13 protein-coding genes are annotated in these 12,062 nt (G+C 67.6%); 8 read left to right on the top strand and 5 right to left on the bottom strand.

Annotated elements, in window-relative coordinates; translation table 11 throughout:
• The first annotated feature begins 19 nt into the window (after nt 1-19).
• From AB7I40_RS04785 to AB7I40_RS04765, 5 genes are all read left to right on the top strand, one after another.
• On the top strand, nt 20-1,132 hold the full coding sequence (locus AB7I40_RS04785) for an enolase C-terminal domain-like protein (protein ID WP_428343901.1): 1,113 nt from the start codon (nt 20-22) through the stop codon (nt 1,130-1,132).
• Nucleotides 1,133-1,266: 134 nt separating this feature from the next.
• Nucleotides 1,267-2,385 carry a Zn-dependent alcohol dehydrogenase gene (locus tag AB7I40_RS04780; RefSeq protein WP_428343900.1) on the top strand — a complete coding sequence of 373 codons (1,119 nt, stop codon included), beginning with the start codon at nt 1,267-1,269 and terminating at the stop codon, nt 2,383-2,385.
• A gap of 38 nt (nt 2,386-2,423) precedes the next feature.
• Nucleotides 2,424-3,050 (top strand): TetR/AcrR family transcriptional regulator, encoded by a 627-nt coding sequence (locus AB7I40_RS04775; protein ID WP_428343899.1) that lies wholly within the window; start codon nt 2,424-2,426, stop codon nt 3,048-3,050.
• A 71-nt stretch (nt 3,051-3,121) separates the two neighbouring features.
• On the top strand, nt 3,122-3,889 hold the full coding sequence (locus AB7I40_RS04770; protein ID WP_428343898.1) for an SDR family NAD(P)-dependent oxidoreductase: 768 nt from the start codon (nt 3,122-3,124) through the stop codon (nt 3,887-3,889).
• A gap of 19 nt (nt 3,890-3,908) precedes the next feature.
• Nucleotides 3,909-5,063, top strand: a complete 1,155-nt coding sequence (locus AB7I40_RS04765) for an acyl-CoA dehydrogenase family protein (RefSeq protein ID WP_428343897.1) — start codon at nt 3,909-3,911, stop codon at nt 5,061-5,063.
• 3 nt (nt 5,064-5,066) lie between these two features.
• On the opposite strand, the gene AB7I40_RS04760 is transcribed toward AB7I40_RS04765, so the two are convergent.
• Nucleotides 5,067-5,870 carry an enoyl-CoA hydratase/isomerase family protein gene (locus AB7I40_RS04760; RefSeq protein WP_428343896.1) on the bottom strand — a complete coding sequence of 268 codons (804 nt, stop codon included), beginning with the start codon at nt 5,868-5,870 and terminating at the stop codon, nt 5,067-5,069.
• A gap of 50 nt (nt 5,871-5,920) precedes the next feature.
• Between AB7I40_RS04760 and AB7I40_RS04755 the strand changes: the two genes are divergently transcribed.
• The gene (locus AB7I40_RS04755) at nt 5,921-6,688 is read left to right on the top strand and encodes an enoyl-CoA hydratase/isomerase family protein (RefSeq protein WP_428347924.1); all 768 of its coding nucleotides are present in this window, start codon (nt 5,921-5,923) and stop codon (nt 6,686-6,688) included.
• Between the two features lie 38 nt (nt 6,689-6,726).
• On the opposite strand, the gene AB7I40_RS04750 is transcribed toward AB7I40_RS04755, so the two are convergent.
• Complete coding sequence (locus AB7I40_RS04750) at nt 6,727-7,722, bottom strand: aldo/keto reductase (protein WP_428343894.1); 996 nt, start codon at nt 7,720-7,722, stop codon at nt 6,727-6,729.
• Between the two features lie 89 nt (nt 7,723-7,811).
• On the bottom strand, nt 7,812-8,096 hold the full coding sequence (locus tag AB7I40_RS04745) for a MerR family transcriptional regulator (RefSeq protein WP_428343893.1): 285 nt from the start codon (nt 8,094-8,096) through the stop codon (nt 7,812-7,814).
• 126 nt (nt 8,097-8,222) lie between these two features.
• On the opposite strand from AB7I40_RS04745, the gene AB7I40_RS04740 reads away from it, so the two are divergent.
• A complete protein-coding gene (locus AB7I40_RS04740; RefSeq protein WP_428344292.1) occupies nt 8,223-8,651 on the top strand; it encodes an Hsp20/alpha crystallin family protein in 429 nt (142 codons plus the stop codon).
• 89 nt (nt 8,652-8,740) lie between these two features.
• On the opposite strand, the gene AB7I40_RS04735 is transcribed toward AB7I40_RS04740, so the two are convergent.
• The gene (locus tag AB7I40_RS04735) at nt 8,741-8,935 is read right to left on the bottom strand and encodes a hypothetical protein (protein WP_428343892.1); all 195 of its coding nucleotides are present in this window, start codon (nt 8,933-8,935) and stop codon (nt 8,741-8,743) included.
• 127 nt (nt 8,936-9,062) lie between these two features.
• Between AB7I40_RS04735 and AB7I40_RS04730 the strand changes: the two genes are divergently transcribed.
• Nucleotides 9,063-9,431, top strand: coding sequence for a DUF4267 domain-containing protein (locus AB7I40_RS04730; protein WP_428343891.1), 369 nt, complete (start codon nt 9,063-9,065; stop codon nt 9,429-9,431).
• 40 nt (nt 9,432-9,471) lie between these two features.
• Here the strand turns inward: AB7I40_RS04730 and AB7I40_RS04725 are convergent, their stop codons facing one another.
• A complete protein-coding gene (locus AB7I40_RS04725) occupies nt 9,472-11,772 on the bottom strand; it encodes a catalase (RefSeq protein WP_428343890.1) in 2,301 nt (766 codons plus the stop codon).
• Between the last annotated feature and the right edge of the window lie 290 nt (nt 11,773-12,062).

Below are 12,062 nucleotides of genomic sequence, written 5' to 3'. Positions count from 1 at the left end.
GAAGAGGAGTCACGAGAACATGAAGATCACCGACGTCCGTCTGGTGTCCTACCGCGCCCAGTTGCCGAAGGGTTACGAAGCGCCGACGCTGTACGGCGGCCAGTCGATCGCGGCGTACATCACGGACTTCCTGGCGGTCCAGATCCAGACCGACGAGGGGCTCACCGGCGAGGTCGTCAGCGCCTACGGAGGGATGAGCCTTGCGCACTCGATCGCCGACCGGCTCCGTCCGCTGCTCATCGGCAAGGATCCGGCCTACCGTGAGCAGATCTGGCAGGACATGTGGCGCAAGGACCGGCTCAACTACACGACCCAGTTCGCGATCGGGACCGTTGACGTCGCCCTGTGGGATCTGTATGCCAAGAGCCTGAACGAGCCGCTGTACAAGGTGCTCGGCGCGGTGCGGGACAAGGTCCCGGTCTACGCCAGCTCGATGGAGCACCCGACGATCGAGGACTTCGTCCGCGAGGCTCTGCACTACAAGGACATCGGCTACCAGGGATACAAGCTGCACGTCTGGGGTGACGCGAAGCGTGATCCGGCGCTGTGCACCGCTGTCCGTGAGGCGGTGGGCGACGACTTCCCGCTCATGGTCGACGTGGCCGGCAATTACAGCCAGATCGAGGCACTCAAGGTGGGTCGAGTGCTGGAGAAGCTCGACTACCTGTGGTTCGAGGAGCCGCTGCGTGAGTACGACCTGCACGGGCAGCGCATGTTGGCCGACAAGCTCGACATTCCGATCTGTGGATTGGAGATCGCCCCCGGGGCGATGATCTCGGCTCCGGAGTACATCACCACGCGCGCGGTCGACATCGTGCGTGGCGACGTGTCGTTCAAGGGCGGGGTCGGGCCGCTGAAGAAGATGGCGGGTCTCGCGGAGTCGTTCGGCATGGACATCGAGGTGCACACCAATGCGAGCACCCTGATCGATGCCGCGAACCTGCACGTGATCGCGTCGATCCCCAACACGACCTATTTCGAGCAGCTGGTTCCCGAGCAGCTATTCACCCTGGGTGGCGTCGAGAAGATCCACATCGACGACGAAGGCTTCGCGCACGTCCCGGCGGGCCCCGGCATCGGCGCCCAGATCGACTGGGAGATGGTCGAGCGCTACAAGGTCGCCGAGCTCTAGCCCGGCCATCGGGCGCAGGGTGGTTCTTTGTGGGTTTCCACATCGAATCTTGAGGTGGCGTTGGACAGCCTCCGGGCTGGTCACCAGAGTGGGTCTCCCGTACCGCCGACAAATCTCGAAAGGACGCCCTGCTGATGAAGACTCGCGCGGCCGTTTTGTATGACTTCAATCAGCCCCTCAGGGTCGAGGAGCTCGAACTCGACGAGCCTCAGGCGAATGAGGTGTTGATTCGACTCAAGGCGAATGGAATCTGCGGGTCCGATCTGCACGCCATCAAGGGCGAGCTTCCGGTCTCGCTGCCGATGGCGCTGGGTCACGAGGGCGCCGGGATCGTGGAGAAGGTCGGGCCCGGCGTCACCAACGTCAAGCCCGGGGACCACGTCGTCACCGTCTACAACCCCTTCTGCAACGCGTGTGAGTACTGCCTGAAGGGTCTGCCCTTCATGTGCGCGAAGTGGGGGGCCGGCACGCTCGAGGGGATTCTTCCCGAGGGCGGCTCGCGTTTGCACAACCAGGACGGCCAGGACATTCGCCAGTGGTGCTACCTGGGGACGATCAGCGAGTACGCCGTCCTCTCCTCGATGTCGGTGATCAAGGTCGACGACGACCTGCCCTTCGCGCCCATCTCCTTGATGGCGTGCGGCGGAAGCACCGGCTTCGGGGCCCCGTTCAACCGGGCCAAGGTCCAGCCCGGTGAATCGGTGCTGGTGCTCGGTTGCGGTGGCGTCGGCTCGTTCGCCCTCCAAGGGGCGCGCGTGGCCGGAGCGACCACGATCATCGCCGCGGACACCAACGACTTCAAGCTGGAGATGGCCAAGCAGCACTTCGGTGCCACCCACACCATCAACACGACCAGGGAAGACGTTGTGCAGCGGTGCAAGGAGCTGACGAAGGACGGGCAAGGTGTGAACCACGCCTTCGAGGTCATCTCCACCCCCGAGACCATCGGTCAGGCCATCGAGGCCACCGCCAAGGCGGGGTCGACGACGATCATCGGCATGATGCAGATGGACCACGTCGGCGTCCCGATGAACCCGACCATGTTCGTGGCCCTGCACAAGACGCTCTACGGATCCCTGTACGGCGCCAGCGTCCCGTTGGCCGACTTCGACAGGTATTTCCGGATGTATCGCAGTGGCCAGCTCAAGCTCGATGAGGCGATCACCAAGGAGTACAGCATCGACCAGGTCAACGACGCCCTCGACGACATGGTCAACGGCAAGAACATCCGTGGGGTCATCCGTTTCGACTGACCGGAGCCAGGGGTCGGCTCGTGACTAGAGTTCCCGACATGAGCGAGCCGACCCGCCACCTTTCCGCGGCCATGCGCGATGCGGCATCGGAGTCGGTGACTCTGACACCGATCCTGTCGGCGGCCCTCGACGCGTTCTACGAGAGCGGCTATCACGGCTCCACGGTGCGCGACATCGCGAAGCGAGTGGGAGTGACCGTGCCCGCGCTTTACTACCACCACGAGAACAAGGAGGCCTTGCTGTTCGCGTTGTTGGACGGATCGATCAACCGCCTCCTCGGCCTCTGTGAGGAGGTGCGCGACTCGATCTCGGATCCGCGAAGCCGCTTCCTGGCTCTGGTGGAGCTGCTGATCCGCTACACCGCAGCGAGCCGCCGGCTGAACTACCTCGATGCCGAGATCCGGTCCTTGAGTCCTGAGCACTACCAGGCCCAGAGCAGCAAGCGGGCCGGTGTGCAGGACGTCGTGGTCTCGGCGGTGGAGCAGGGCGCCCTGGCTGGTCAGTTCGATGTCGACCACCCGAGGGACACGGTGCGCGCTTTGCTCGGCATGATCCAGGCCATCGCCACCTGGTACCGACCCTCCGGCCCCCTGACGGTCGACGAGCTGGTCGAGCGTTACCTCACGCTCGCCCTGCGGATGGTTGGCGCGCACGACTTCTCGTGAGCGCGGCCCGTTGACGCGGCAGGAACCCTTTCGTACAGTTGCACTGAGCGAGCGCTAAGTAAGTTGAGGAGATGCACGTGGAGATCAGCAGCAAGGCAGCCCTGGTAAGTGGCGGGGCTTCGGGGCTCGGACTCGCCACCGTGCGTGGCCTGGTGGCCGGCGGCGCTCACGTCGTCGTCATGGATCTGCCCTCGTCAAACGGTGCAGCGCTCGCCGACGAGCTTGGCCCAACGGCAACCTTCGCACCCACCGACGTCCGTGACGAGGATCAGGTCCAGAGGGCTGTCGACCGCGCCAGCGAGGCAGGCGAGCTCGCCATGGTGGTGAACTGCGCGGGAGTCGGTGAGGCGGTCCGCGTGGTCGGCAAGGGGGGAGTGCACTCCCTTGAGGTGTTCCGTCGCACCCTGGAGATCAACCTCCTGGGCACCTTCAACGTCATCCGGCTTGCTGCGGCCCGGATGATCGAGACCCAGACCACCGAGCCCGAGCGAGGTGTGATCGTCAACACCGCATCGGTTGCCGCCTACGACGGCCAGGTAGGTCAAGCCGCGTACTCGGCGTCCAAGGGCGGCATCGTTGGGATGACCCTGCCGATCGCGCGAGACCTGGCACAGCACCGGATCCGCGTGGTGACGGTGGCTCCGGGTCTGTTCATGACCCCGCTGTTCGAGTCGCTGCCGGAGGCGGCCATCGCCTCCCTCGGTGCGCAGACGCCGCATCCGCAGCGCCTCGGCGACCCGGACGAGTTCGCACTGATGGTGACCCAGATCATCGCCAATCCCATGCTGAACGGCGAGACCATCCGCCTTGACGGAGCGATCCGGATGGCACCGCGATGACGACAGAGAGGCAACACCGGTGAAGCGTCACCTGTATTCCGATGACCATGAGTCCTTCCGCCAGGTAGTGCGGGCCTTCGTGGATCGCGAGGTGGTGGGCAACGTCGAGCGCTGGGATGACCAGCGCCTGATCGATCGTGAGATCTACGTCAAGGCCGGCAGGCAGGGGATCATCGGCCTGTCCACTCCCGAGGAGTACGGCGGAGCCGGGCAGGAGCGGGACTATCGCTTCCGCAACGTGGTGCACGAGGAGTTCGCCAAGGTCTTCGCCACGTCGCTGTCCTCGAGCTTCTCCCTGCACGACGACATCGTCCTGCCCTACTTCGCGGCTCTCGGGACCGCTGAGCAGAAGCAGCGCTGGTTGCCGTCATTGGCCTCGGGGGAGTCCATCGGGGCCATCGCCATGACCGAGCCCGAGACGGGCAGTGACCTGCGCGGGATCAAGACCTCCGGTGAACGGGTCGAGGGTGGCTGGGTCGTCAACGGCTCCAAGACGTTCATCAGCAGTGGGCAGCAGGCGGACCTGGTCATCGTCGTCGTACGCACCGATCCCGGTGGGGGCTCTCGAGCGTTCAGCCTGTTGGTGGTTGAGCGGGGCATGGAGGGCTTCACCCGGGGACGCAAGCTGGCGAAGGTCGGCCTCCACGGTCAGGACACCTCTGAACTTGCGTTCGAGGACGTCTTCGTGCCCGATGGCAACCTGCTGGGTGCGGCTGGTGGTGGCTTCGGCCAGCTCGTCACCAAGCTGCCCATCGAGCGGCTGTCGATCGGCGCGCAGGCGATCGCCATCGCGGAGGGGATCTTCGCCTCCACGCTCGAGTACGTCCAGCAGCGGCACGCGTTCGGCAAGCCCATCTCGGACTTCCAGAACACCCGGTTCGAACTGGCCTCGATGTCGGCCGAGCTCGACGTGACCCGGGCCTTCATCGATCGCTGCATCGTGGCGCACGGCCTGGACGAGCTGAGCGCGGTCGATGCGGCCAAGGCGAAGTTGTGGGCGACGGAGGTGCAGGTGCGGACCGTGGACCGCTGCGTGCAGTTGCACGGCGGTTACGGCTTCATGCTGGAGTACCCGGTCGGCCGCGCGTACCAGGACGCCCGGGTCCAGCGGATCCACGGCGGCACCAGCGAGATCATGAAAGAGATCATCAGCCGCGACCTCGTCGGCCGCTGACCTTCAGCGCCAGCGGTACTGCGGTGGGCGCTTCTCGAGGAACGCCTGCGTCGCCTCGACGGCGTCCTCGGTCATCGCGGCCACCATCTGCTGCCGGTTCTCGAACTCCACGGTGGCCGCGAAGGACGGCGACTCCAGGGCGGCCCACATGCCGACCTTGGTGAGCTCCACTGAGGCGGGCGCGTTGCGCAGGATCTCATCGGCCTTCGCCATCGCGGTCTGCAGGAGGATCTCCGGCTCCACAACGTCTGCGAGAAGCCCGTAGGCAAGCGCCTCGTGGTGCGTGAACCGACGGCCGGTGAGCATGAGCTCGTGGGCGCGACCTGCCCCGACCAGCCGGGGCAGCAGCCATGAGATGCCGATGTCACAGGCGGAGTAGCCCGCCCGGATGAAGGAGACCGCATACACGCTGGTGGTCGATGCGATGCGTATGTCACTCGCGCAGACGAGCGCCAGGCCGCCGCCCGCAGCGGGGCCGTTCACGGCTGCGATGACGGGTTGGCGAAGCGAATGGATGCGTTGCGCCAGGCCCGCGATCTCCTGCTGACGCTCGAAGGTGGAGAGCATGAGTCCTCGAGCGTCGACGCGGTCGTCGTCGCCGTACCCTCGGAGATCGAGGCCGGCACAGAACCCGCGACCGGCTCCCGTGAGGATCACGACACGACAGCCGGGATCGGCCTCGATGTCCTCGAGCGCCTCGACCAGCTCTCGCACCATCGGGTGGTTCAGCGCGTTGAGGGCGTCAGGCCGGTTGAGGCGGACAGTGGTCACCTGGGGCGTGGTCTTCTCAACGAGGACGGAACTCATGGCTGCCACTATACTGAGCGAACGCTAACTATGATCGAAGGAGCCGGGACGTGGAACCAGATTCCGTCGTGGTCACGCTGGGTGACGACCGGGTCGCTCGGATCGAGTTGAACCGGCCGGCCGTGGCCAACTCCTTTGATCTGGGCGTTGCGCGCGAGTTGGCAGCGACGATCCGCCGCATCTCGCTCGACGATCAGATCGCTGCGGTCCTGGTGACCGGGCGCGGCCCGCGGTTCTGTGCCGGTGGCGATCTGGGCTCGATGATGGGCGCCCCGGACCCCCAGGAGTTCGTCGAGGAGCTGGCACTGGTGTTGGATGATGCGCTCCAGCAACTGGCCGCATTGGGGCTGCCCGTCGTCGCGGCCGTGCATGGCGCGGTGGCTGGGGCCGGCCTTGCCCTCATGTTGAGCTGCGACCTCGTGGTGGCTGCGGAGTCCACCCGATTTGTCTCGGCCTACCTGGGTGTCGGGCTCACTCCGGACTGCGGACTGTCCTATCTGCTACCGCGTGCCGTGGGCCAGCAGCGCGCGCTCGAGCTCGCGCTCACGCGTCGTTCCCTCACGGCGGCCGAGGCTCAGCAATGGGGCATGGTGAGCGAGGTCGTGCCCGATGGTGCGGTCCACGAACGGGGGCTGGAGCTGGCCCGGCAGCTGACGACCGAGTCAGGCATGGCCGTGGCCGCCGCGAAACGGTTGATGCGGGACACATGGACGCGAACCCGGGGTGAAACGGGTGCCGTGGAGGCGAAAACGATCGCCGAGGCGTTGGACACGGATACGGCTCGCGCGTTGATTGTAAGGCGACTCGGCCAGAGTTGAGGCGGAGGCCCACTCGGGCCGGCCACTGTCGGTGCCCGTCACCAGCGAGGGTGGATGGCCGCCCGCAGGTGCTCGTCGTAGATGCGGTGGATGGCGGCGTCGATGTCGGACCCCAGCGGCGACACGTCGCCCGCTGCTGCGTTGGCGCGGGCCTGCTCGGTGTTGCGGGCGCCGGGGATGACGGTGGAGACCGCCGGGTGCTGCCACAGCCAGGCGATGGCCGCCTGGGCGGGCGTGACGCCCTCGGGGCCGTGGGTGCGAACCAGCTCGGTGAACTCGCCCGCAGCGACCAGCCCGGTCTCGTAGTCGACTCCAGAGAACGTCTCACCGACGTCGAAGGCGCTGCCGTCGCGGTTGTAGGTGCGGTGGTCGTCGGGGGCGAAGGTGGTCGCGGTGTCGTACTTGCCCGAGAGCAGGCCGGATGCCAGGGGGACCCGCGCGATGATCCCGACTCCCGCCTCGGCCGCGGCTGGCAGGACGGCGTCGAACGGCTTGAGCCGGAAGGCGTTGACGATGATCTGCACGGTCGCGAGATGGGGGCGTGCGATCGCCGCGAGAGCCTGGTCGGCGGTCTCAACGCTGACGCCGTACGCCGCGATCGCCCCCTCGGCGACCAGGGTGTCGAGGGCGTCGTACGTCGCGTCGGCCTCGATCGTGGCGCTGGGTGGGCAGTGCAGTTGGACCAGGTCGAGCCGGTCGACGCCCAGGTTGTGCCGGGAGCGGTCGGTCCAGGCCCGGAAGTTCTCCAGCGTGTAGTTCTCGGGGACCTGGTCGAGGCGGCGGCCCATCTTGGTGGCCACGGTGATGCCGGACGCCGGGTGCTCGCGCAGGAACCGGCCGATCACCTGCTCGCTGCGCCCGTCGCCGTACACGTCGGCGGTGTCGAAGAAGGTGATGCCGGCCGCCGCGGACTCCTCGAGCACGTGCAGGGCGTCGTCTTCTGACACCTCGCCCCAGTCCGCCCCGAGCTGCCAGGTGCCGAGACCGACGACCGAGACCTCACGTCCGGTCCTGCCCAGGGTGCGCTTCTCCACGAGATCTCCTACGTCCTGGCGAGACCGGCTGGCCCACCTGTTTCAGCCTAGTGAGGAGCCCCAGCCCGGCCGAAACCGGCGGCGGTTGCTCAGCGTGCCGAGCGCGTGCGGGCCAGCCGACCTTCAAGCATCGCGATGCGCTCCTCCAGCACGAGGACTTTCGCGATGCCGGCGAGGTTGAGCCCCTCGCCGAGCAGCTCGCGGATGCGGTGCAGGGTGTCGATGTCGTCGAGGCTGTAGAGCCGGCTGCCGCCACTGGTCCGTCTGGGTTCGAGGAGTCCGTGGCGTTCGTAGACGCGCAGGTTCTGGATCCCCATGGAGACCATGTCGGCTGCCACGGAGATGGCGAAGACGCCCTGCTTCCGCTCGGCCATCGCCCACCACCTTCGTTGACCTGGGGACTTGATTTGTCCTGGATTGATGACTATAACAAACCTATATCCACCAATACAGGTTGTGGCTTGACCACAGGCCACCGGAGTGAACCAGGAGGACAAGTGATGCTGCTTCGAAACACCGACCCGTTCCGTGACCTCGACCGCCTGGCCCAGCAGATGCTCGGCACCACCAACCGTCCCGCGGTGATGCCGATGGATGCCTGGCGCGAGGGTGACCGGTTCGTCATCGAGTTCGACCTGCCGGGCGTGAACAAGGAGAGCGTCGACCTGGATGTCGAACGCAACGTGCTGACGGTGCGCGCGGAACGAGTCGGGCGCAACGGCGACTGGGAGTCGCTGGCCGCCGAGCGTCCGCGCGGGGTCTTCAGCCGCCAGCTCGTGCTGGGCGACAACCTCGACCTGGACCGGATCGAGGCCACCTACGCCGATGGCGTCCTACGCCTGACCATCCCGGTTGCCGAGAAGGCCAAGCCCCGCAAGATCCAGATCAGCGCCGACGGCTCGAGCGAGCCGGCAGCGATCAACGCCTGAGCTGTCACCCGACAGCTGCACCGGGTGCGGGGGCCGGCCCTCACGCAGCGTGCCTGGCTCTCGCACCCGCGGGTCGGCGGCTCGACGGATCAGGCGACGTCGCTGAGAGGGTCGGAGGCGCGCGCGACCCGCAACGCCAGGTCGCGGTCCTCATGGGTGGTGGCGTTCTTGATCCAGACGACGCTGCCACTGGGCCGGCTGGCCGCGATCGCGGTGAAACCGGCCTCGCCGAGGGCGTTGACCAGCGCCTGCGCGTTGCGCTGGGAGGAGGCCTTCAACAACATGCACCAAGGCTAGGTCGCGATCCTTGTGCCGTCCGGCCAATTGTCTGGTTCTCAGGTGAACGTTGAGTAAAACCATGATCGCGAGTAGCCGAGGTTGTCGCATCACCTGGCTGGGTACGGTGACAGCATGACCATCAGCTATCCAGCCAGCCGGGCGATGTCGGCAGCCACGGCGGCGTACGGCGTCTATGCGCTGGTGAAGCCGTCCCATCTCGCCGACGCCATGGAGGCCGAGCCGGACGACCGCTCCGGCTTCGACACCCTCGCCAAGATCTACGGGGCCCGGGACCTGGCCATCAGCGCGCTGGGAGTGTTCGGCCCCGGTAGCGCCGTGGCCTGGGCGATGCGCACCCGCATGGTGGGCGACGTCGCCGACTGCGTCACGTTGGTGACGCGGACCGAGGAGTCCAAGGTGCGCGGCAAGGTCGTCGCCGTCACCCTCGGCTGGGCCGCCCTGAACTACCTCGCCTACCGGCGCGACCGCTCCCGGAGCTGAGCCTCGGACGGCGCCGAGACCCGACGCCGCCCGAGCACTCTCAGCGCAGCACCGGCTCGAAGCGGTCCCACACGCGGTGCGCGGCCAGCAGGCCGTGCAGCTGGCCGAAGAGCTCGCCCGCGTCGTCGCCCACCAGGACGCCTACGGCGCCCGCGTCGATCCCGGCGCTGGACAGTGCCTGCGCCCCGGCGCCCCAGGCCCCGATGACCTTGGCGTGCCGGAAGCACTCCTGGAGCAGCAGCACGACCCGTGGGTCCGTGCCGGGTTGGTCCGTCTCGGCGGCCTTGGCGTCGCGGGCCGCGATCGCGTCGGCGCCCGGTGCGGGGTTGCCGGCCACGACGACGGCGTCGAACTCGATGGACCGGGTGGCGCCGAAGGTCCGCTGGATGGCCATCCCGTTCGGCAGGGTGCCGCCGTGCGGGGCGACGACCAGGGGCAGCATGCCGGCGGCCCGGACCGTGTCGGCCAGGTCCTCGACCTGCCCCAGGTCGCCCGCCGGGTCCACCACGATCGCGATGAGGCGCCCGTCGGTGGGCCAGGTGCCGCCCACCTGGGACAGCGCTGGGCTCGGCGGGAGGTCGAGGAGCGGTTCGCTCGCCGCGGGTGCCTCCAGGCCCAGCCCGGCTGCCACCTGGGCGCACAGGTCCGGATCCACGTTGGCCAGCGCCAGCAGCTGGCGCTCCTTGACGGTCTGCTCGTAGCACTTCGACAGCTCGAAGGTGTAGGCCAGCACGATGTGCTCCTTCTCCGGCGGCGACATGCTGAGCCAGAACTGGCGGGCCTGGCTGAAGTGGTCGTCGTACGACGCGGGGTTCTCGCGGACCTTGACCCCCTCCGGGATCAGCGCGGCCACGTCGATGAACCCGCCGTCCTTGGCCCCGGCCGCGTGGAAGGGGCAGCCGCCGTCCAAGGAGTTGGGCCGGTACGGCGCCACCCCGCCGTGCACGGCGTCCTGGTGGAACCCGTCGCGCAACATGTCGTTGACCGGCGCATGAGGACGGTTGATCGGGATCTGGTGGAAGTTCGGACCGCCCAGGCGGGTGAGCTGGGTGTCGACGTAGGAGAACAGCCGGGCCTGCAGCAGCGGGTCGTTGGTGACGTCGATGCCCGGCACTAGGTTGCCGACATGGAAGGCGACCTGCTCGGTCTCGGCGAAGTAGTTCGTCGGGTTGGCGGTCAGGGTCAGCAGGCCGATGGCCTGCACCGGAGCGTCCTCCTCGGGCACCATCTTGGTCGGATCGAGCAGGTCGATGCCGTTGAACAGCTCCTCGGGGGTGTCCTCGAAGACCTGGACGCCGAGCTCCCACTGCGGGAAGGCGCCGGACTCGATGGCGTCGGCCAGGTCGCGCCGGTGGAAGTCGGGGTCCATCCCCGCCAGCATCTGGGCCTCCTCCCAGGTGAGGGAGTGGACGCCCAGGACCGGCTTCCAGTGGAACTTGACCAGCGAGGTCTCGCCGGCAGCGTTGACGAGGCGGAACGTGTGGACGCCGAAGCCCTCCATCGTCCGGTAGGACCGCGGGATACCGCGGTCGGACATGTTCCAGATGGTGTGGTGCTGCGCCTCGGTGTGCAGGGAGGCGAAGTCCCAGAAGGTGTCGTGCGCGCTCTGGGCCTGGGGGATCTCGCGGTCCGGGTGCGGCTTGCCCGCGTGGATGACGTCGGGGAACTTGATGCCGTCCTGGATGAAGAACACCGGGATGTTGTTGCCGACGAGGTCGAAGGTGCCTTCGTCGGTGTAGAACTTGGTGGCGAAGCCCCGGGTGTCTCGCACGGTGTCGGCGGACCCGCGCGAGCCCAGCACCGTCGAGAAGCGCACGAAGACCGGCGTCTGGGCGTTCTTGGCCAGGAAGCCCGCCCGGGTGATGGGCTTGGCGTTGCCGTAGCCCACGAAGATGCCGTGCGCGCCGGCGCCTCGGGCGTGCACCACACGCTCGGGGATGCGCTCGTGGTCGAAGTGGGTGATCTTCTCGCGTAGGTGGTGGTCCTGCAGCAGCGTCGGACCGCGGGTCCCGGCCTTGAGCGAGTGGTCGGTGTCGCGCAGGCGTGCCCCTTGGGAGGTGGTGAGGAACGAGCCCTGCTGTCCCACGTCGGTGGCCGCGGTGTCGGTCGGCGTCCCGGTCGCGGTACGGCGCTGGGGACCGTCCTGGTCCGGCTTGGGAGCCAGGGGCCCACGCGGCTTCGTCGGCTCGGTCAGCGACGGCGCCTCGGGCGCAGGCACTCCGGGCACCGGCGCACTCGCTGGCTTGGATGCGACCGCTGCCAGCGCCGCCTCGGCAGCCTGGGCGACCACGCTTCGGGTCGCCTTCTTGACGGATCTCGTGGCCTTCTCGGCTGCAGACATGGGGACTCCTCCTCGACGATTGCACGCGATGAGCGCGTCCCGAGCCCGTACCCGAACACCCACGAAGCACACGCCCCGTCTGGTGTTCCGCTGAGGCTCGAGCCTGCTACCCCGAAGGGTGTGGCAGCGGTTCTGTGAGCCCCGGAGAATGGCCGGACAGCACCTACCGGGATCCTTTACGCAAGGCAGGCAGGTCGCTGTAGGCACCTGGCGACGTGTCCGGCCAACGGGTACTCCGGTCGCGATCGAGGTGTCGGACCGTCCGCGGGGGAGTCAAGCCTCGTGGGCGG

The sequence above is a fragment of the Nocardioides sp. genome, from assembly GCF_050246775.1.
Lineage (GTDB): Bacteria > Actinomycetota > Actinomycetes > Propionibacteriales > Nocardioidaceae > Nocardioides.
Note: the sequence above shows the minus strand (reverse complement) of the source record. Positions and strands in the feature narration are given on the sequence as shown.

Bases quoted from the DNA above. Each gene is read 5' to 3' on its own strand.
- AB7I40_RS04735 (WP_428343892.1), bottom strand. From the start codon at position 8,935: ATGTTGTTGAAGGCCTCCTCCCAGCGCAACGCGCAGGCGCTGGTCAAC.
- AB7I40_RS04785 (WP_428343901.1), top strand. From the start codon at position 20: ATGAAGATCACCGACGTCCGTCTGGTGTCCTACCGCGCCCAGTTGCCG.
- AB7I40_RS04725 (WP_428343890.1), bottom strand. From the start codon at position 11,772: ATGTCTGCAGCCGAGAAGGCCACGAGATCCGTCAAGAAGGCGACCCGA.
- AB7I40_RS04740 (WP_428344292.1), top strand. From the start codon at position 8,223: ATGCTGCTTCGAAACACCGACCCGTTCCGTGACCTCGACCGCCTGGCC.
- AB7I40_RS04760 (WP_428343896.1), bottom strand. From the start codon at position 5,870: ATGAGTTCCGTCCTCGTTGAGAAGACCACGCCCCAGGTGACCACTGTC.
- AB7I40_RS04730 (WP_428343891.1), top strand. From the start codon at position 9,063: ATGACCATCAGCTATCCAGCCAGCCGGGCGATGTCGGCAGCCACGGCG.
- AB7I40_RS04770 (WP_428343898.1), top strand. From the start codon at position 3,122: ATGCACGTGGAGATCAGCAGCAAGGCAGCCCTGGTAAGTGGCGGGGCT.
- AB7I40_RS04775 (WP_428343899.1), top strand. From the start codon at position 2,424: ATGAGCGAGCCGACCCGCCACCTTTCCGCGGCCATGCGCGATGCGGCA.
- AB7I40_RS04780 (WP_428343900.1), top strand. From the start codon at position 1,267: ATGAAGACTCGCGCGGCCGTTTTGTATGACTTCAATCAGCCCCTCAGG.
- AB7I40_RS04745 (WP_428343893.1), bottom strand. From the start codon at position 8,096: ATGGCCGAGCGGAAGCAGGGCGTCTTCGCCATCTCCGTGGCAGCCGAC.